The sequence below is a fragment of the Paenibacillus sp. FSL E2-0190 genome, assembly GCF_037992965.1.
Classification (GTDB): Bacteria; Bacillota; Bacilli; order Paenibacillales; family Paenibacillaceae; genus Paenibacillus_AQ; species Paenibacillus_AQ odorifer.
Genome location: NZ_CP150306.1, coordinates 6,749,131 through 6,767,378, shown reverse-complemented (window position 1 = coordinate 6,767,378; position 18,248 = coordinate 6,749,131). Strand labels below are relative to the sequence as shown.

18 protein-coding genes are annotated in these 18,248 nt (G+C 46.0%); 8 read left to right on the top strand and 10 right to left on the bottom strand.

What is annotated here, in order from left to right; all coding sequences use genetic code 11:
• The first annotated feature begins 136 nt into the window (after positions 1-136).
• Both NST25_RS29735 and NST25_RS29730 read left to right on the top strand, forming a co-directional pair.
• Positions 137-2,716, top strand: a complete 2,580-nt coding sequence (locus tag NST25_RS29735) for a DUF2339 domain-containing protein (protein WP_340393077.1) — start codon at positions 137-139, stop codon at positions 2,714-2,716.
• A 34-nt stretch (positions 2,717-2,750) separates the two neighbouring features.
• Positions 2,751-3,464 carry an HAD family hydrolase gene (locus NST25_RS29730; RefSeq protein ID WP_076278268.1) on the top strand — a complete coding sequence of 238 codons (714 nt, stop codon included), beginning with the start codon at positions 2,751-2,753 and terminating at the stop codon, positions 3,462-3,464.
• 93 nt (positions 3,465-3,557) lie between these two features.
• Here the strand turns inward: NST25_RS29730 and gdhA are convergent, their stop codons facing one another.
• Positions 3,558-4,943, bottom strand: a complete 1,386-nt coding sequence (gene gdhA / locus NST25_RS29725; RefSeq protein WP_036682144.1) for an NADP-specific glutamate dehydrogenase — start codon at positions 4,941-4,943, stop codon at positions 3,558-3,560.
• Positions 4,944-5,181: 238 nt separating this feature from the next.
• On the opposite strand from gdhA, the gene NST25_RS29720 reads away from it, so the two are divergent.
• The 3 genes from NST25_RS29720 to NST25_RS29710 all read left to right on the top strand — a co-directional run bounded on the left by NST25_RS29720 (position 5,182) and on the right by NST25_RS29710 (position 6,269).
• Positions 5,182-5,460 carry a hypothetical protein gene (locus NST25_RS29720; RefSeq protein WP_038573758.1) on the top strand — a complete coding sequence of 93 codons (279 nt, stop codon included), beginning with the start codon at positions 5,182-5,184 and terminating at the stop codon, positions 5,458-5,460.
• Between the two features lie 259 nt (positions 5,461-5,719).
• Positions 5,720-5,920 carry a cold-shock protein gene (locus tag NST25_RS29715; protein ID WP_019914790.1) on the top strand — a complete coding sequence of 67 codons (201 nt, stop codon included), beginning with the start codon at positions 5,720-5,722 and terminating at the stop codon, positions 5,918-5,920.
• A 118-nt stretch (positions 5,921-6,038) separates the two neighbouring features.
• Positions 6,039-6,269, top strand: coding sequence for a cold-shock protein (locus NST25_RS29710; RefSeq protein WP_036682139.1), 231 nt, complete (start codon positions 6,039-6,041; stop codon positions 6,267-6,269).
• Between the two features lie 69 nt (positions 6,270-6,338).
• Here the strand turns inward: NST25_RS29710 and NST25_RS29705 are convergent, their stop codons facing one another.
• The 5 genes from NST25_RS29705 to NST25_RS29685 form a co-directional block, all read right to left on the bottom strand.
• A complete protein-coding gene (locus NST25_RS29705) occupies positions 6,339-6,800 on the bottom strand; it encodes a VOC family protein (RefSeq protein ID WP_076278269.1) in 462 nt (153 codons plus the stop codon).
• Positions 6,797-7,360 carry an NADPH-dependent FMN reductase gene (locus tag NST25_RS29700; protein WP_340393074.1) on the bottom strand — a complete coding sequence of 188 codons (564 nt, stop codon included), beginning with the start codon at positions 7,358-7,360 and terminating at the stop codon, positions 6,797-6,799. Before NST25_RS29700 ends, NST25_RS29705 begins: the two co-directional genes overlap by 4 nt.
• Positions 7,361-7,513: 153 nt before the next feature.
• Positions 7,514-8,206, bottom strand: coding sequence for a response regulator transcription factor (locus NST25_RS29695; protein WP_248548937.1), 693 nt, complete (start codon positions 8,204-8,206; stop codon positions 7,514-7,516).
• 16 nt (positions 8,207-8,222) lie between these two features.
• Entirely contained in the window at positions 8,223-9,896 is a 1,674-nt protein-coding gene (locus NST25_RS29690; protein ID WP_340393072.1) for a GAF domain-containing sensor histidine kinase, read from the bottom strand.
• Between the two features lie 152 nt (positions 9,897-10,048).
• Positions 10,049-11,440, bottom strand: coding sequence for an MATE family efflux transporter (locus NST25_RS29685; RefSeq protein WP_076124068.1), 1,392 nt, complete (start codon positions 11,438-11,440; stop codon positions 10,049-10,051).
• Positions 11,441-11,703: 263 nt separating this feature from the next.
• Between NST25_RS29685 and hxlA the strand changes: the two genes are divergently transcribed.
• The 3 genes from hxlA to NST25_RS29670 all read left to right on the top strand — a co-directional run bounded on the left by hxlA (position 11,704) and on the right by NST25_RS29670 (position 13,354).
• Complete coding sequence (hxlA, locus tag NST25_RS29680; RefSeq protein WP_036682127.1) at positions 11,704-12,336, top strand: 3-hexulose-6-phosphate synthase; 633 nt, start codon at positions 11,704-11,706, stop codon at positions 12,334-12,336.
• A gap of 7 nt (positions 12,337-12,343) precedes the next feature.
• The gene (hxlB, locus tag NST25_RS29675) at positions 12,344-12,892 is read left to right on the top strand and encodes a 6-phospho-3-hexuloisomerase (protein WP_076191679.1); all 549 of its coding nucleotides are present in this window, start codon (positions 12,344-12,346) and stop codon (positions 12,890-12,892) included.
• An 84-nt stretch (positions 12,893-12,976) separates the two neighbouring features.
• Positions 12,977-13,354, top strand: a complete 378-nt coding sequence (locus NST25_RS29670) for a helix-turn-helix domain-containing protein (RefSeq protein ID WP_036682121.1) — start codon at positions 12,977-12,979, stop codon at positions 13,352-13,354.
• 95 nt (positions 13,355-13,449) lie between these two features.
• Here NST25_RS29670 and pepT read toward each other — a convergent pair whose 3' ends face one another.
• From pepT to NST25_RS29650, 4 genes are all read right to left on the bottom strand, one after another.
• The gene (pepT, locus tag NST25_RS29665; protein WP_340393069.1) at positions 13,450-14,682 is read right to left on the bottom strand and encodes a peptidase T; all 1,233 of its coding nucleotides are present in this window, start codon (positions 14,680-14,682) and stop codon (positions 13,450-13,452) included.
• 95 nt (positions 14,683-14,777) lie between these two features.
• Positions 14,778-15,431, bottom strand: coding sequence for a sortase (locus NST25_RS29660; protein ID WP_076124065.1), 654 nt, complete (start codon positions 15,429-15,431; stop codon positions 14,778-14,780).
• Positions 15,432-15,467: 36 nt separating this feature from the next.
• Complete coding sequence (locus NST25_RS29655) at positions 15,468-16,535, bottom strand: hypothetical protein (RefSeq protein WP_340393067.1); 1,068 nt, start codon at positions 16,533-16,535, stop codon at positions 15,468-15,470.
• 477 nt (positions 16,536-17,012) lie between these two features.
• Positions 17,013-18,026: an LLM class flavin-dependent oxidoreductase gene (locus NST25_RS29650; protein ID WP_081387072.1), complete on the bottom strand. Its 1,014-nt coding sequence runs from the start codon at positions 18,024-18,026 to the stop codon at positions 17,013-17,015.
• Between the last annotated feature and the right edge of the window lie 222 nt (positions 18,027-18,248).

The following is an 18,248-nucleotide window of genomic DNA, read 5'->3' as shown; positions in this document are numbered from 1 at the left end:
ACCCCTCCAAAATGTTGCAGTTTTTTTGCATCCCGATTGTAATCTTCATTCACTGCAAATATAAAAAAAGCATAAGACCCCCCAGCTATATGTAGTAATATGTAAGTATTAACAATCGCTCACATAAGGAGGCGCTATGGAGTCATTCAAAGATCGACTGAGATTCATGAAGGTACAGCAGGACGGGCTGATTAAGGAATATGAGGCTCTGATCGCGGAATATGAAAGTCACGATCTGGTCAACGAGAATGAATACTTGAAGAAGCAATATGAGAAGCATAAGCTCGCTTTGGTCGAGCTAAAGACTCAGGTAGGTAAGCTTCAAGAAGAGAATACTGAGCTAAGAGTTGCGCTAACGGAACAAATTTTAGATGAAAAGCTGGGCATTCTTAAAGTGTCGAGGCAGAAGCTGCAGACTTATTTTGCCTCTAGAAGCCACGCTCATACGGATCGGCTGACGGCTTTTGAAGTGGAGACGAAACGCCATATTCAGCAGCTGTACCACACAGCCTCCAGGCAGCTGGGTGAGGAACAAGCAGAGATATCCAGTCGACTCGGGGCGTTGGCGGCAGAATTAAATGAGCGTGTGCTGGCACAGCGGCAGAGACTGAGGGAAGCGGAGCTTCGCCTCAACTCGGGCATGGATAATGGATTACATGATTTTGCTTCGGAAGAGATCAGTGAAGAGGTGCTTAAGCGCCGAAGAAAACAAAATCAGATCGAAATGAAGATTGGACTAAGCTGGATTAACAAGCTGGGCATTCTGCTGTTGATTTTGGCGGTGGGGGCAGGCTTCCGGTATACCTATTCCAACTGGTTCACAGGTTATATGAAGGGAAGCGCTTTTTTTCTACTGGGGTTATTGATGCTGGGAGGCGGGGAGTGGCTATACCGCAAAGGAAAAGGCACCTTCGCTTTAGGGCTGCTTGGCGGCGGGATTTCGGTGCTGTATGGCTCTATTTTTTATAGCTATTTTCTGCTTGATATTATTAGTATATATGTAGGGTTATCCTTGTCTGTACTCGTTACTTTAACTGCGGTACTCCTGTCTTTAAGGTATGAATCACGGAGTATTTGTGCGCTGGGCTTAATCGGAGGATATCTGCCCTTATACTCTTATCTGGGGGCGTTTGGCCTTTCGGGCAACGCGGTTTATGTGGCTATGGGTTACTTGTTTCTATTGAATTTATTCATCTTATTGATTTCTTTCCGCAAACGCTGGAACGTTGTCAATTATATCAGCTACTTATTTAATACACCCTCCATGCTCATATTAATAGCTTTGTCGGATAGCAACGGAATTAATATGTGTTATGCTGTTTTGACTTTTGCGATGTATCTGGGAATTACCTTGTGGTACCCGTTCAAATATCGTTCCAAGCTGTCCTGGTGGGATTTCTCTCTCTTAGGATGTAATACGTTTATTAGCTGTCTCACCTTGTATATTTTATTTATGGATGCAGGACTGAAGGATTACAATGGTGCACTGGCGTTGCTTTTCTGCCTGCTGTATCTCGGTCTGGGTCGAGGGCTTGAGAAGCTGATGCCACAGGAAAAAGAAAGCATGCTGCTGTTCTATGCCACTTCACTGACCTTCGGCATATTGATGATTCCATTTCAATTTGGAGCGGCTTGGTGGTCCATCGGTTGGCTGATTGAGGGCGTCGTTCTTACGCTGTATGGCAATCTGAACCGCTTTAAGGGGATGGAAAGGGCGGGCTGGGGCATTATGATGCTCTGCCTTGTAGTATTCTTCTGTCTAAATGTACCGACGCAGTGGGTTGCAGACTATCAATGGACGAATTTTAGTGATGTCTACTTCCCGCTAAAATATGTCTTTATCACAGCAGGCATGCTGATTGTCGCGGTGTTGTATGCTGTTCAGCATAACCGTAAGGATGCTCTTCAGCGCAGCGAACCTTATGAAATCACCTTAGCGTTGTGGTTCAAATATGCGGCGTTATTAAATTTCTGGATCTACGGCTTGTATGAATCGGGAAGATTGTATCATCTGGTTGTACCGGAGGATTTTGCGCATAGAACCTTCTATAATTTGCTGCTGTCCGCTGTATGGACCTTGGTTCTGGCTTACGTGCTGCCAAAGGTGAAGGTGCTGTATGACACGATTGTTAAATATTTTGTGAGACTTCTGTTTGGGATTGGCTACGTCATTTGTATAGTGATTACAGTAGGACTGCCAAGTCTGCAAAATAATTTCGCGCAAAATACAGCAGCTGATTATATCGCACTGGCCGTACTGATTATCTTTAATATCTTTGTTTGGTTTAGCGGACGTGATCTGCTGATTGCAGCGCTGAATCGTCAGTTTAAGAGTATGGAGATCTATCCTGTTTTCATGGCGATTTATTTACTTGGCATTATCACCGCTTTCTTAGGAGTGCAATTGCAATTGAGTGATGCAGGGTTAATTTTTAGTCTCATTTATCTACTGTTAGCCGTTCTATTTATCATGTATGGCTTCCGCAAAAGGTATGTGTACATCCGGCGCTTCGGCCTTGGATTAACGCTGCTGGCCACGGGCAAGCTGCTGCTCTATGATTTGGGTCTGCTGAATACTGGCAGCAAAATCATAGCCTATGCCAGCTTTGGTATCTGCTTGCTCGGCATCTCCTATCTCTATCAAAAGGTGTCAAACCGGATGGAGGAGGGCCAGACAACCACCGACAATGGCAATGGCAATGGTACTAAGGGATAAAACACAGAGAGAATAATAGGAAGGAAGACGGTGGATGTACGAGACTTATATTTTCGACCTGTATGGCACATTAATCGATATTCAGACAGATGAGGAGAAGCAGGAGGTATGGGATCGATTATCGCTCCATTTCGGATATCAGGGGATGTCCATAACAGGAAGTGAGCTACAGGCACAATTTCTGCGGGAGAGGGATTTACAGCTCGCCGAAGCCGCACGGAATTGTCAGTATCCAGATTTCGTAATGGAGGATGTGTTTCGTTCTGTGGCCCGTCAATTGGGTGGGGAACCGGATCAAGCGTGGTTACATGAAACGGTTAGATGGCTGCGGACATTATCGATGATCCATATCTCACTTTATGAGGGTGTGGTTGAAATTCTGCAAACATTAAGAGAACGTGGCAAAAAGGTGTTTTTGCTCTCCAATGGCCAGAAAACCTTTATAGAAGCAGAATTAATGATGCTGGGTATTCTTCCTTTATTCGATGGCATTGCCATTTCCTCCGAAGCAGGAGTGAGTAAGCCGGATCCGCTATTTTATCGTTATTTAGTTGAACATTATGGAGCGGATTTGCGTTCAGCCATCATGATCGGGAATGATCCCCGTACCGATATTGCAGGGGCGCTAACGATAGGAATAGATTCCTGTTACATTCGTACGGCTTCTTCACCCCACGATACGACTGTGGAGAGTACTCAATCGATTTGGGACGGGGATTTGCGGAAGATCCCCGGATGGAACGCTTAGACACACAAAAAGTCCCCGTAACCGGATTCTTGCTGACCGGTTACGGGGACTTTTGTATGTCGGGCGTTCGTGACTAGAGCGCCGGTAATTTATTTAGATTACACCTTCAGCCAGCATAGCGTCGGCCACTTTTTTGAATCCAGCGATGTTCGCTCCTGCAACAAGGTTGCCGGACTGTCCATATTGCTCGGATGCATTTACAGATTGTTCGTAGATGGAAACCATGATTTCATGCAGCTTCGTATCTACTTCTTCAAAGCTCCAGGACAACCGCATGCTGTTTTGTGCCATTTCAAGCGCAGAGACAGCTACGCCGCCAGCATTAGCAGCTTTAGCAGGTGCGAATAGTACGCCAGCTTGTTGGAACTGATGAATAGCTTCAAGGGTGGACGGCATATTGGCACCTTCGCCTACTGCTTTTACACCATTCTCAATCAGTTTCAATGCCATGGCTTCATCAATCTCATTCTGAGTAGCACTCGGAAGGGCGATATCACAAGGAATGGTCCAAATTTGCGTGGAATCTTCAGTATACACAGCGTTAGGATGTTCATTCACATATTCACTAATCCGTTTTCTTTCGACTTCTTTCAGGCGGCGGACAGTTTCGAGGTTAATCCCATTTTCGTCATAGATATATCCGGCGGAATCACTACAAGCTACGACTTTAGCGCCTAGCTGTACAGCTTTTTCGATCGCATAGATCGCTACGTTACCAGAACCGGAAACAACAACGCGGCTTCCTTCAAAGGAAAGGCCTTTTGCTTTCAGCATCTCGTTTACGAAATAAACTGTACCGTAACCAGTAGCCTCTGTCCGAGCCTGACTTCCGCCGTAACCAATACCTTTACCAGTCAATACGCCAGCCGGATATCCTCCGCGGATCCGCTTGTATTGTCCGTACATGTAGCCGATCTCACGACCACCTACACCGATATCTCCTGCAGGAACGTCTTGGTCAGGACCGATGTAATTTTGCAATTCAGTCATGAAGCTTTGTGCAAAACGCATGATTTCGCCTTCGGATTTACCTTTAGGATCAAAGTCGGATCCGCCTTTACCTCCGCCGATGTGTTGGCCGGTAAGAGCATTTTTGAAGATTTGCTCGAAACCAAGGAATTTGATAATACTAGCATTAACGGATGGGTGAAAACGAAGTCCACCTTTGTAAGGTCCAATTGCACTGCTGAACTGTACACGATATCCACGGTTAACTCTGACCTTACCTTGATCGTCTGTCCAAGGAACACGGAACATAATCAAACGTTCTGGCTCAACCAATCTTTCCAGAATGGCATTTTCCTGATACTTAGGTTCAGCAGCGAGGATTGGAAGCAAAGATTCAAGGATTTCCTTTACGGCCTGATGAAATTCGGGCTCAAAAGGATTACGCGCAACAACCTGTGCGTATACGTCTTCGATATAACGATGTGCCTTGTTGCTGTTTGTGTCTAATTGCTGGGTAGATACAGAGCTCATGAATTCAACCGCCTTTTCTAGTATTCATTTGGTCCAACACTTTTTTTATATTTTGGCACAAGTCAATGTTCCTCACAACTGTTTTTATTAAATAACTTACTTCAAGTGGAACGTTATAGACGCTGGGATGATAAGAAAAGTGTGAATAAACCGCGGTATACTTCGCGTAATGACGCGTTAAAGCGCGAAATATGCTACAATGATTGTGTAATAATTGTAAGGAGATGAAATTTAAAAAATGAGTGACAAAGTAAATGAGCAGGAGCTAGTAAATGTATTATCTGCCAAAACCAAAGTGGATCCGCAAATCATCCGCTTAGTATTGAAGCATGAACAGACCTTTATCAATAAGGCCAAGGCGAACGCCAAGGGTGAGGTAGACATCGACAGCGATGATCTGGTCGACTATGTCACTGCCCAACGTGATGTGAAGCTGGATGAAATCACAGTAGAGACCATTCTTGATGCAGAAATGGATTACTTGATGGATAAAGGATTGGCAGGTTATATCGACTAACATGGGTGTTCGTCCGGCTCGGCTGCTGCTGTTTATAGGCAATAAGAGCCGGAGTGAAAATTAAATAGGCATACGCATTGCTTTTAGTGATTTAGTGTGGTACAATGAAATCAATCATAAATTTAACCCTTAATTCACATATTGTAAAAGGTTATCATTTGTGCGTATGAGTCCTTTTCCAATGTGTGAATTTTTATTTGTTCGTACACTACGTAGGAATAAAAGGACATGTGTTAAATAAAATATTGGAGGTAATATCATGCAAACAGGTACAGTGAAATGGTTTAACGCAGACAAAGGATTCGGTTTTATCGAGGTTGAAGGTGGAAGCGACGTATTCGTACACTTCTCCGCAATCACAGGCGACGGATTTAAATCTTTGGACGAAGGCCAACGCGTTGAGTTCAACGTAACTCAAGGCGCTCGTGGACCACAAGCCGAAAACGTTGTAAAACTGTAGTTTAAAAATCAGGCTGCCCTTAACACAAGTTGAGGGCAGCTTTTTTTATTTTCATAGTATGAATCTGCCCCTAATAGGGTAGCGATATCGTCTCGATTCGATCCAAGGAGGGGTACTTATGTATTTTCGTAAAAAAGCACTGGAGGAACTTCCGCAAGAAGACACAGCTATTTGGTCCTGTACCAAGGAAGGTTGCACAGGTTGGATGCGCGATAATTTCGCCTTTCAATATGTACCTACCTGCTGGCAATGCAACTCTCCCATGACTAGAAGTATGAAGATACTGCCAACGCTTGTGAATACGAATGCAGACATGAAGGCCATGAAGAAGGGCATTTCGATTAAGTAATCGAAGAAGCTAATATACTCAAACAGCTGGACCCTTGGACGGGAGCAGCTGTTTTTTTGTTTGAGTATTTTATTTACTGTGCAGTAATTTCTCCCATTCCGTTAAGGTTATGTTCTCTGAAATAGGCTTCAGATGTTCAGGAACCTCTACGTGGCACATAAATTCCAAGCTGTTGCCGTCAGGGTCGTTGAAGTAGACAGAAGCATTTCCTTGATAAGCCCGGATAAAAGGCTCAACAGAAGTCCGGTTGCGGAACGGAACAGCCTCTACCCCAATCGATTCCAGCCATTGCAGTGATTGCTTCAAGTCCTCGTAAGTGATACGGAAGGCAATATGCCGCAAGGACGGATGGTATGGGGTTTGAACCTCCTGGCCTTCCCAAAGACCAATCCAGCTCCGACCTTCCTCGATCCAGAAGAATACAGTTTCTTCATCCCGCCAAGCCATTTTCAGACCTAATTTCTCATAAAATTCGATGGATACTTCAAGATTGCTTACTGGTAAATGTGCTTCATATAGTCCTTTGATCATTGGATAGCACCTGCCGGTCTGCCGATTTTGCGGGCTAAGTTCAGGAATGCTTCTAATACTAGGTGGATGCGATCTTCGATTTCTTGCCCACCCTCGTATCCGTCGTACCCGACCTCGAACCGCTTGCGTTGCAGTCCACCGATGGAGATCCAGTCTGGTGTATTGATGCCGTGCAGGTTGCGTACGATGGCTTGCAATTGAAGTAATGAGCTTATCCCTACCGCTCCCCCGGCTGAACTGGCGGATAACACAACTTTACCATTGAAATGCGCCTGGCCTAGATGATCAATCGCATTTTTTAATACGCCACTTACCGAGCCGTGATATTCCGGAGTAACCAAGATTACTGCATCCGCTGCTAACATCTCTTGTTTAAGCTCGTTTAAATGTTCATGCTCTGTGTAAATCTCGTCTGGTGAATAAAAGGGAAGTGGGCGTTTGTAGAGATCAAACACGGTAACCTTTTCCCCATGCTGACTAATGAAATGGGCAGCATGTTCTGCCAGCTTCGTGCTGGTTGCTTCTTTTCGATTACTGCCTGTCAGGATCATCACTTTCATCTGTATCCACTCCTATGTGAGGTCAATTGCTATAAACCAATGATAGTTGAATCGGCCTCTGTTAACATCAGCACATGGAATGAACATACATAATAAAAACGCTCAGCCATTGTGCTGAGCGTCTAAGGCTAAAGTTGTAGAGGAGTTTTGATTCTAGGCGTTATAGCCGCCTTTCAATGCGAAAATGGCAGCCTGAGTCCGATCCGCTAAGTTTAGCTTTCCGAGAACGTGGCTGACATGGGTCTTAACGGTTTTTTCGGTGATGACCAGCTTGCTGGCAATCTCTTTGTTACTCATACCGAGCGCAATCAGGTCTAATACTTCTTGCTCGCGTGGGGTAAGAAGCTCTAATCCGGTGATCGCAGCAGGTGTTGTGTTTGGGCCGTTCGGATCGGAAGTATTAAGTTCCATTTGCTCTAGTGTAGAAGTCGCCATTAGATTCATCAGTTGGCTGGCAGCCTCGGAATGTAGCTCCACTTGCCCGTTATGTACCTTACGGATCGCAACTACTAGCGCTTCTGGTTCTATATCTTTAAGCAAATAGCCTTTGATTCCTACGCGGATAGCCGGGAGTACATGATCCTGATCCGAAAAGGAGGTCAATACAATGACCTTGACCTGCGGGTGGGAGATCCTCAGCGCTTGAGCGGTCTCAATGCCGTCCATAATGGGCATATGCAAATCCATTAATACGACATCCGGGTTCAATTCGGCTGTTCTTTCCAGTGCCTCGCGGCCGTTGGAGGCCTCCCCGATAACCTTGATATCGGGTTGTGTGGAGAGAAATACTTGCAGCCCACGGCGTACCATTGCATGGTCGTCTACTAATAATAAGCTTATCGTCATTTATGATCACCCGACTTCATGTAGATTGGATGGGCAGAGGTATGGTTGCCTCAACCGTTGTGCCCTGATTTTCCACACTGTGGATATGAATACGACCGGAGAGAGCTTCTGCTCTTTCCTTCATAATATGCAGACCAAGAGATTCATTAGTGTCTGTGTTAGAACGCCGTTTGGCTCCGCCTTTACCTTGGTCGGCAACGCTCAGTACCACCTCGGCTGCATTCAGATGCAGAGATACCTCCGCTTTAGAGGTTCCGGAATGCTTTCGTACATTATTGAGCGCTTCTTGGCCGATGCGCCACAGCCCTTCCTCCACGTTGCGGGGAAGTTCGTGAACACCACTCCGTTGCGTCTGTATCAGCAGCCCTAGCTGCTGGCCATGAGCCTGCAGCGCAGTCAATAAACCGGCTTCCAGTCCGGCAGGCCGAAGCTGCATAATTAATGCACGCATTTCTTTGAGTGCAGACTGGGATAAAGCTTGAATATCGCGGACAGCCTCAGTAGCAGGATGGGAGATATGCTCCTGCTTCAGCATACTTTCCACGCCTTTGGCGGTCATTGAGAGGGAGAAGAGGATCTGGTTCACGGAGTCGTGCAGGTCACGGGCCAGACGATTCCGCTCGTCAAGACGCGCAATTTCGCGGCGTTTCTCTCCAAGCTGAGCACTTTCCAATGTAGCGGAAATATGCTCAGCGACAGCCTCAAGCACCTCTCCATCCGCAGTTGCGGAAGCTAGTGCTTTGGGTGAGGTGATCAGTAGAATTCCTGCACCTTGTGCGGCAATCTGCCGAAAGGGCACAGCGAGCATCACGACACGCTCCGCGACAGGTTGTTCAGAACAGCAGGACTTCGTAATTTCCTGCTCTTCATCAGGGGTTAATGTCGCAAAGCGTTGTCCTTTTGTGATATCTCCTAGACGTACTTTAAAAGAATCCGAGAGCTCGAAGGGAACTATTTCCGGCGTTATATTAGCCGCATAGGCAGCATGGACTTCGAATTGTCCCTCATGCTGCCCGATAATCGCTGCAAAGGGCCAATCGAAAAAGTCGCCAATCAGGGCGGCGCTTTTCTCGATCAGAATACTGGGCGAGATACATTGGTTGGCGGTTAGATTTAAAGCTGCGCTGAATTCGCCTAATTTGGCGTACAGATTCGCGCGGCGCTGCTCGGTGCTATATAACTGCATCCGTTCTATAGCACTGCCAATTTGCAAAGCCACGGATTGCAGCAAAGCCAGCTCGCTGTCGGCGTAATGTGCTTTGCCTGGTGCGGCCACATTCATAAGTCCCAAGTAACGCTCACCTGAATGCAGCGGGACGGTGGCGTGGTGGGTGATGCCCAGCGTGTCGCCCCAGTTATACTGCCTGGCGTTACTCAGCCGCTTGCAGCTTAGAATGTTAACGGCATGCTCGAGCCGACCGTCCCATAGGCGGCTTAGGCACCAGCAGCTTCCGCACTGCATTGGTTGTTTATTGTCGCGCTGTAGTGCAGGTGGCAGGCCTCGATCAGCGGCACACTCATATTCCATGTATTCTTCGCTCAGGAAGATCCAGCCTGCAGTGTTTCCGGTTAACTCAAGCAGCTTGCCCATGACTGTGTCGAGCATGGGTCTGAGCTCATTGGAACTGTTTAAAGTCTCCGCAATCGTTTTGAGCGTCAGTAACTCATGGATTCCGGTTTCCTCCGGCATGAAGTTCTCTCCTTTAGCTTTGTGAATTATGTTCTATCTATTGTAACGTAGAATGGTTCCTTCATTCTCAAATTTTATGTAATGTTGGCGTAAATAAATAGAAGGTTCCTTAAGATCTGATATGACCTTAAAGAACCCTCTGTATATACATATTAATTTACAGCTGCAGGAGTAGCGGAAGGTGTACAGTGTTCTGGAGCTTCGTGTTCGATAAGTCCATGTTTCTCCCAAGCTCGGCTCTTCCAGCGGAAATACATAATGACGGCTCTTACCCACTCATCGACCGCAGTAGCAATCCACACGCCGGCTAACCCGAGATCAAGTTGGAACACCAGGAAATAACCAAGAGGTAAGCTCATGCAGACCATGGAGATCAGTCCCATATATACAGGGAATTTGGCATCGCCCGAGGCGCGTAAAGAGTTAATGATAACCAGATTGGTTGTGCGCCCGGTTTCCAGGAAGAAGCTAAGCAATATGACCTGCGCCCCCATCCTAATGATGTTCTCATTGTCTGTGAAAAGCCCGAATAGCGGTACCCGGAAGAAAATCACCACAGCATCTATTATTACGGTAACCAGCAACGCCCACTTTACACTGGTGAATACACGCTTATAGGCTTCATCAGGTCGTCTAGCTCCCACGAGATGTCCTACAACGATGGAAGTTCCCATAGAGACAGCTACACTGAATAAATAAATATAATTGGAAATATTAAGCGCGTACTGGCGGGTAGCCATAGCTTCAGCGCCTAAATAAGTAATATACAGTGTGAATACAAGCTGGCACGACTGATAAGTGATGGATTCAAAAGCGGACGGGATGCCGATTTTGAGAATTTGCAGCACGTATTTTTTAGAAAGATGAATGTAATAGGTTACTTTCACCCGTACCTCCATCACTCTGTAGAGCAGCAGGAAGAATAGGATCAGGCAGATAAAGCGACTCATCACTGTTGAGATAGCCGCACCCTCCACACCTAACGCCGGAAGTCCGAAATGACCATAAATGAGCAGGTAGTTGCCCACCACGTGAATGATATTCATCAGCAAGGATACGACCATCGTCTGTTTGGTGAAACCGTGAGTACGGATAGTAGTCGCCAGAGCATTAATTAATGCTTGCAGAAAAATACCGCCTCCAACAATATTCATATAGGCTTTGGCGTAAATGAGGATATCCCCTTTTACATTCAGCGCAGTCAGTAGCGACCCTCCGAATATCAGCAAAAACGTACTTAGGAGAATGCCGACTAACAGGTTTAGGGTAATGGCATTGCCGGTCACTTGAGCGGCTTCCAGAGGTTTTTTGGAACCGAGATATTGGGAGACCACAATAGCTGCGCCGTTACCAATTACACTGAGGACTAAAATTGCTATCGCAATGATCTGATTCGCTGCGCCGACACCAGACACGGCATCGTCCGACACTGAACTGATCATAAAAGTATCCACACTGCCCATGAGCATAAAGAGGAATAGCTCGAGGAAAATCGGCCAGGTCAGTTTGACCAGGTTGAATTCCTGGTGATTATTTTGCTTCATTGTGCACCTTCTTATATTATGATGTACTTCCTAAAATTTCATAAACAAACTGTAATATTAGCACAGCTTTCATGGAAATGCAGTATTTTTACAGAAAAATGACAAAACGTTTTTAATTTAAGTCGAAAAGAGCCCTTTAACCGCACATTAGTATCCTCCAGGTAACTACATCACAATAAAGTGCCTACTTCCCTAAAGGGATGTAAGGAACTACAATTTGTACATGACTTACTAAAATATATTAATAAGGAGTGCAAATAAATATGAAATTACAATTAGCGTTAGATTTAGTGGACATTGCGGGAGCGAAAGAGGTTGTCTCAAAAGTTGCCGAATTTATAGATATCGTTGAAATTGGAACACCTATCGTTATAAATGAAGGGTTACATGCAGTGAAGGCAATCAAAGAGGCTTTTCCAGCTTTGACTGTGTTGGCGGATTTGAAAATCATGGACGCAGGTGGATATGAAGTGATGAAGGCTGTGGAAGCGGGCGCGGATATCGTTACTGTACTTGGTGTTTCTGATGATTCTACCATTAGAGGTGCAGTGGAGGAAGCGAAGAAAACCAATAAAGAGATTCTAGTTGATCTGATTAATGTGAAGGATATCCAAACAAGAGCGGCTGAAGTAGACGCACTTGGCGTAGACTATATCTGTGTACACTCTGGATATGACCATCAAGCGGAAGGTAAAAATTCTTTTGCAGATTTAAATGCGATTAAGAGTGTGGTTAAGCAGGCCAAAACAGCTATCGCTGGAGGGATCAAGCTAAGCACACTTCCAGAAGTGATCGCCGCGAACCCTGATCTTGTCATCGTTGGCGGAGGCATCACAGGTGAAGCGGATCAAAAGGCTGCCGCAGCAGAAATGAAACGTCTAGTTAGTCAGGCTTAAGATTACAATGAAATATGCGCAGCAAATTATAGAGGAGCTCCAGCGCTCCATATCTCAGCTTGATGAAGAAGAGACTGAGCGAATGGCTGAGCTGCTGCTTCAGTCCAACAAGATCTTCGTGGCTGGAGCGGGCAGATCTGGATTGATGGGACGGGCCTTTGCTATGCGGTTAATGCATGTTGGTAAAGAGGCTTACGTTGTAGGCGAAACGGTGACTCCGGGGATTGAACAGGGGGATGTGTTAGTCCTCGGTTCCGGTTCCGGTGAGACAAAAGGGTTGATCTCTATGGCTGAGAAAGCCAAAGGGGTAGGCGCAGAAGTTGTTGCCGTTACCATTGCGCCGGATTCGACGGTTGGACGTTTAGCGGGCTACACAGTGAAGCTGCCGGGATCTCCAAAAGATCCGGCCAGTGGAAGCTACAGCACGATCCAGCCGATGGCTTCTTTATTCGAACAGACGATGTTGGTCTTTTATGATGCTATTATTCTGCGAATGATGGAGAAGACGGGGCAGACGAATCAGCAAATGTTCGGCAAGCATGCTAATTTAGAGTGAACGTACAGAAACGAATGCCTTCCAATGAGGAGGTTATTCGTTTTTGTGTTAGTATGATAACAGGAGAGAGGAGGCGCTTTAGGTATGGCAACCGAGATTAAAGATCGCATAAACTTGAAGGAAATTAACTGTGAGAAGGAATTGACGCTTGCGGTGATCGGAGGGAAATGGAAGCTGATTATCCTCTGGCATCTAGGGCTTGAAGGGACAAAGCGATTCAGCGAGCTGAAGAAGCTAATTCCTCATATCACGCAAAAAATGTTGACCAATCAGCTTCGCGAGCTCGAAGAGGACCAGCTGGTTCTAAGAAAAGTGTACGCTGAGGTTCCGCCAAAAGTAGAGTATTCCCTGACATCATATGGCCAAAGTCTGCTTCCTGTCCTTCGATTGATGTATGATTGGGGTAAAAATTACGGAGAAAACGTGATCTGGAAGGACACGCCGCCGGAAGAAAGATGCTAATCGAATAGCCTATGAACATTAATAATCCCTGAGAGGTCTGGATCGGCCTCTACAGGGATTTTTTGGTGTTTTAAAGGAGTGATGCGGATAATGCTTTAGGCTTTCTGTTCGAATAGCTTAGCAATCTCCACGATAACATTTACCGCTTTTACCATATTGTCCGCAGACGCATATTCGAATTTGCCATGGAAATTCTCGCCTCCGGTGAAAATATTAGGTGTCGGCAAGCCCATGTAGGAAAGCTGCGAGCCATCTGTACCTCCGCGAATCGGGCGGATGATCGGTGTGATGTTAAGGTTCTCCATCGCCTCATGGGCAATATCGACGATATGACGCACTGGCTCGATTTTTTCACGCATATTGTAATATTGGTCCTTCATTTCAAGCACGATGTTCTCTTTACCATGGATGCTTTTGAATTCTTCTACGACAGCTGAGAGATATGCTTTACGTGCCTCGAATTTCTCACGGTCGAAGTCGCGGATGATATATTGCAGCTTGCTGAATTCAGGTGTGCCTTCTATAGAGCTTAGGTGATAAAAGCCTTCATAACCGTCTGTATATTCGGGCGCTTCCTCAGCAGGGAGTCTGAGATGAAGTGCCATGGCGATTTTGGCGGAATGAATCATCTTTCCTTTTGCAGTCCCAGGGTGAACATTAACGCCGTAGACTGAGATTTTGGCAGACGCAGCATTAAAGCTTTCATACTCTAATTCTCCGAGTGGACCTCCGTCTACAGTGTAAGCATAGGAAGCATTAAAAGCGGCTACGTCAAATTTATGAGGCCCGCGGCCGATTTCTTCGTCTGGTGTGAAGGCAACTCTAATCTTGCCGTGTTTGATTTCTGAATGTTGAATGAGGTAATGCATGGCGGTCATAATCTCAGCAATACCGGCTTTATTATCTGCGCCAAGCAGGGTCGTGCCGTCGGTTGTAATTAAGGTGTGGCCTTTGTATTCCGCCAGCTCCGGAAAGCTCGCTGTGGATAATACAACATTCAGCTCTTTATTCAAAAGAATATCTTGACCATCATAGTTCTCGATAATCTGTGGCTTCACATTCGTTCCGGTAAAATCAGTCGCTGTATCCAAATGGGCTAAAAAACCAATGGTCGGAACATCCTTGTCCGTATTCGCAGGGAGTGTCGCCATAACATAGCCATGCTCGTCCACCTGGACTTCCTCCATGCCGATTTCCTTAAGCTCTTCAACCAGCTTGTGGGCTAGAACCATCTGTCCCGGAGTGGATGGGCAAGTCTCATTATCTTCATTCGATTGGGTATCCATTTGTGCATACGAAATAAACCGTTCTACAACCTCTTTCTTCACCTTGGGTCATCTCCTCTTTACTATTGTATATATATAGTATCACTTTCCATATAAGGTCTCATCCCTGAGGAAGAAGATTGAGGTAATATTTAAGTTTAATGCGGCAATATTTCTTGTTTCACTAACTTCGCTGAAAGTAAATAACGGTCCGGTGCAGATCCCACATATGAAAAGGGATAACAGGTAATCAATGTGAGGATGGCCTTATCACTTGGCTTTATAGCACCACGTTCGTCCCCGTCAACAATTGTGCTGCCTGTTACTTCATAGGTAAAAGTCCCATCGGTACTTTCCAGCTCGATAAGATCTCCAGCGACGAGTTCTCCCAGATTACGGAACACTGTATCGCGGTGGCCTGCGAGCACACTGTTGCCGGTGGCACCGATAGCTGCGCTGCCTTTATAATGTCCGGCTCCCTTTTTTAGCTCGGGGCTTTCCGTGCCTTCTAGCACTGCGATCTTTTTGTTTAATTTGGGGAAACGAATCTCTCCTATGATTTCACCTTCTGAATAGGAATGAGCGGGGTGCGGCTGTTCCTTGGCTGAACTGATCATTCCCATGGGAAGAGGGATTTCTTCGGCAGAAAGGGGGCGGGCGACAGCTTCCTCCCTCTTTTTTGCCCAATCATTTAAAGCCTGTTTAGCTTCGAGCGGTGCTTTGACCACTTGTACAACCGAGTAAATCAACACAACTAAAGAGAGTATGAAGATTAGCTTCACGGCTAGCAAGACACCATTACGCTTCTTCATACTCTCTCACCTCCAGACTTATGCTGCAAAATGTGGTTATTTCTTCGATTTCAATCTGCGCATGATAATCACGCTGAGTACCGCAATGGCTAAGCTGGCAAGAATCAAGTTATACCAAGGCTCAGCGGTATTTGGAAGCTTGTTGCCAACCTCTGGTGCTCCCAGTGGAAGCTCATCATCAGGCAGGGCGATTTCATTGCTTGGCTGCGGTGTTGCACTGGTAGTTTGGCTGCCGGCACTTGGTGATGCTGTCGGCTCATTATCGCCTCCACCCAGTGGGATCGGCGCTTCAGTGACACTAATTTCATCTACTACTGGTGAAGCTGTAGGTATTGGCGATGGTGTTGGTGTCGTTGATTGCCCTGGTGTGGCGGCTGCTGTTGCCGTTGGCGAAGTAGCCGTCGGTATATTTGTAGGTGCCGCAGTTGGTGAAGCTGTAGTCGGCGGATCTGTAGGTGTCGTGGTTGGCGAAGCTGTTGCGGTCGGCGAAGCTTCAGGTGTCGCTGTAGCCGTGGCAGTAGGTGTCGTAGTTGGCGCTACAGTAGGTGTAGCAGTCGCTGTAGGTGATGGCTCCGGTGTGGGCTGAGCTGTGGCCGTCGCTGTCGGTGAAGGACTAGGTTGAGCGGATGGCTCCGGTCCTCCAGAAGCGGAGAACTCAAAGGCTACAGTGGTGGTTTTCCCTTGATATTCGTTCCCTGCTTCCCACGGGAAAATTACATCCATTTGGATTACACTTTGTTCTCCCCCGGCAAGTGAACCGATGGCAACTCTTCCGGCAGCCTCACTCATCACCCCTGAATAGATGATTACTCCCTCTTTTTCGAGTGTCATTTGGAGAATATCGTATAATTCTGCGTCTCCAGAGATGAATTTGAAGTCCACATAGTAATTAAAGCCCTCACTACCTGCGTTAATAATTGTGTATTCTGAGTTCGTTTCATCACCAGGCTGCATATTGTTCATGGTGGCTGTGCTTGTAGTATGCGAATTCACCGTAAGCTTAATGGTATCTTGCGCACTAACTCCGCCAGCATGCCAGATGACTCCTGCTAGAATAGTCAGGATATAAGCAGCTATGAAAGCCGAGCGATATTTCTTCTTCACTTTACTCGCTCCTTTCTCCTGAACCCCATATTAAATTTTGTAGACATCATTTGCGGGCTTCCGGCAAATTCTTCTCTTCTAATCGGATTTTCCATCAAACATTGTCGAAATAAGTAGTATCTCACAGAACCACTTTCTTGTGCGTATACAGGAATCTCCGTGAAAGTGGAAGGAGAGGGTAGAGATATACCGCCAATTCGTTCGTTATAGCGAATAACTAAAGTATAATCAAAATAATATCTAAACAAAAATGGGATATTACAAGGAAATCCATCATATTTGATCAAATATCAATTATATTAATGGTTTTACACCAGTTTTCTCTATTTAACTCTTTATTTTTATGTAATTCATTGTTTTTATTGTGTTTTATTGAGAACGATTATGAATGCAAAATAAAAAGGCAAGACATACATATGGAATAGGGCTCAAACCCCGATACCAGACCTATCGTCTTGCCTTAATTATGATGATAAATTAGATTTCCTTCATAGCGTCGGCTACAATCTCATAAGAGCGTAGACGAGCGTTAGGATCATAAATTCCACCAGAAACAATCAATTCATCGGCCTGTGTCTCTTGCAGGATTTCTTGAAGCCGTTCTTTAATTGCTGCTTTATCACCAGCGAAAGAGTAACGCTGTTTCTCAAGCATGGCTGCTTTTTCTTGCATCGTCCATAGCCCCTCCATACTATCAACCGGTGGTTGTAACTTCCCCGTACGTCCGCGGATGATATTAAGGAATTGCTGCTGCTGCGAGGTAGCCAGTCGTCTTGCCTCATTCACGGTATCGGCTGCTGTAATGCCAACTCCGACCATCACATAAGGCTTGTCGAGTGCTGCTGAAGGACGGAAATTACTATGATAGATGTGTAAAGCCTGTAGTAAATATTCTGGTGCGAAATGGCTGGCGAAAGCAAAAGGTAAACCTAGCTTCCCTGCCAGCTGAGCACTAAAACCGCTGGAGCCCAGCAGCCAGATGGGGATATTCAAGCCTTCACCAGGAACAGCACGAACCCCAGCCGGTCGTGATCCTGCACCTGCAGGATCGAAGTAGGCTCTGAGCTCACTTAACTGCTCGGGGAAGTCACTGCCGTTGCTTCCGAGACCACGGCGTAGCGCACGGGAAGCCGGTTGATCGGATCCTGGGGCTCTGCCCAGTCCTAAATCAATCCGTCCTGGATATAGGGATTCGAGGGTCCCGAATTGTTCCGCAATGACAAGTGGTGCGTGGTTGGACAACATGATGCCTCCAGAGCCTACGCGTATGCTTTTTGTGCCGCCAGCAATGTGGCCAATTAAGAGTGAGGTAGCAGAACTGGCAACACCAATCATGTTGTGATGCTCAGCAAACCAATACCGGTGATAGCCCCATGCCTCAGCATGTTGAGCTAAAGCTAAAGAGTTATGAAAAGAGTCTGCCGCTGTGCCACCCTCCACAATAGAGGCTAAGTCCAGTACGGAGAATCGAATATCGCGCTGTTGCTTCAATGTAATCCCTCCTATAATAAACGCTCAGATAGTCTAGAGCAGTATTTGTAGCTGCGAATAATGCTACTCGCCTAGTATACCATGTAATAAAACTATATACACACTTTAAGTAAGTTATACGCGCTTTGTAATGATTAGATAAGGAATAAGTATGTCTTTAAAATAAAATGTAAGCGCTTTAAAAAATCTGTTGTTATTTCTTAACGGGCTTGCTATAATCAC

Excerpts from the sequence above, each read along its gene's own strand:
- NST25_RS29710 (WP_036682139.1), top strand. The coding sequence starts at position 6,039 with ATGTATTTTCGTAAAAAAGCACTGGAGGAACTTCCGCAAGAAGACACA.
- NST25_RS29735 (WP_340393077.1), top strand. The coding sequence starts at position 137 with ATGGAGTCATTCAAAGATCGACTGAGATTCATGAAGGTACAGCAGGAC.
- NST25_RS29705 (WP_076278269.1), bottom strand. The coding sequence starts at position 6,800 with ATGATCAAAGGACTATATGAAGCACATTTACCAGTAAGCAATCTTGAA.
- hxlB (WP_076191679.1), top strand. The coding sequence starts at position 12,344 with ATGAAATATGCGCAGCAAATTATAGAGGAGCTCCAGCGCTCCATATCT.
- NST25_RS29700 (WP_340393074.1), bottom strand. The coding sequence starts at position 7,360 with ATGAAAGTGATGATCCTGACAGGCAGTAATCGAAAAGAAGCAACCAGC.
- hxlA (WP_036682127.1), top strand. The coding sequence starts at position 11,704 with ATGAAATTACAATTAGCGTTAGATTTAGTGGACATTGCGGGAGCGAAA.
- NST25_RS29730 (WP_076278268.1), top strand. The coding sequence starts at position 2,751 with ATGTACGAGACTTATATTTTCGACCTGTATGGCACATTAATCGATATT.
- NST25_RS29660 (WP_076124065.1), bottom strand. The coding sequence starts at position 15,431 with ATGAAGAAGCGTAATGGTGTCTTGCTAGCCGTGAAGCTAATCTTCATA.
- gdhA (WP_036682144.1), bottom strand. The coding sequence starts at position 4,943 with ATGAGCTCTGTATCTACCCAGCAATTAGACACAAACAGCAACAAGGCA.
- NST25_RS29690 (WP_340393072.1), bottom strand. The coding sequence starts at position 9,896 with ATGCCGGAGGAAACCGGAATCCATGAGTTACTGACGCTCAAAACGATT.
- NST25_RS29715 (WP_019914790.1), top strand. The coding sequence starts at position 5,720 with ATGCAAACAGGTACAGTGAAATGGTTTAACGCAGACAAAGGATTCGGT.
- NST25_RS29670 (WP_036682121.1), top strand. The coding sequence starts at position 12,977 with ATGGCAACCGAGATTAAAGATCGCATAAACTTGAAGGAAATTAACTGT.
- NST25_RS29685 (WP_076124068.1), bottom strand. The coding sequence starts at position 11,440 with ATGAAGCAAAATAATCACCAGGAATTCAACCTGGTCAAACTGACCTGG.
- NST25_RS29695 (WP_248548937.1), bottom strand. The coding sequence starts at position 8,206 with ATGACGATAAGCTTATTATTAGTAGACGACCATGCAATGGTACGCCGT.
- NST25_RS29720 (WP_038573758.1), top strand. The coding sequence starts at position 5,182 with ATGAGTGACAAAGTAAATGAGCAGGAGCTAGTAAATGTATTATCTGCC.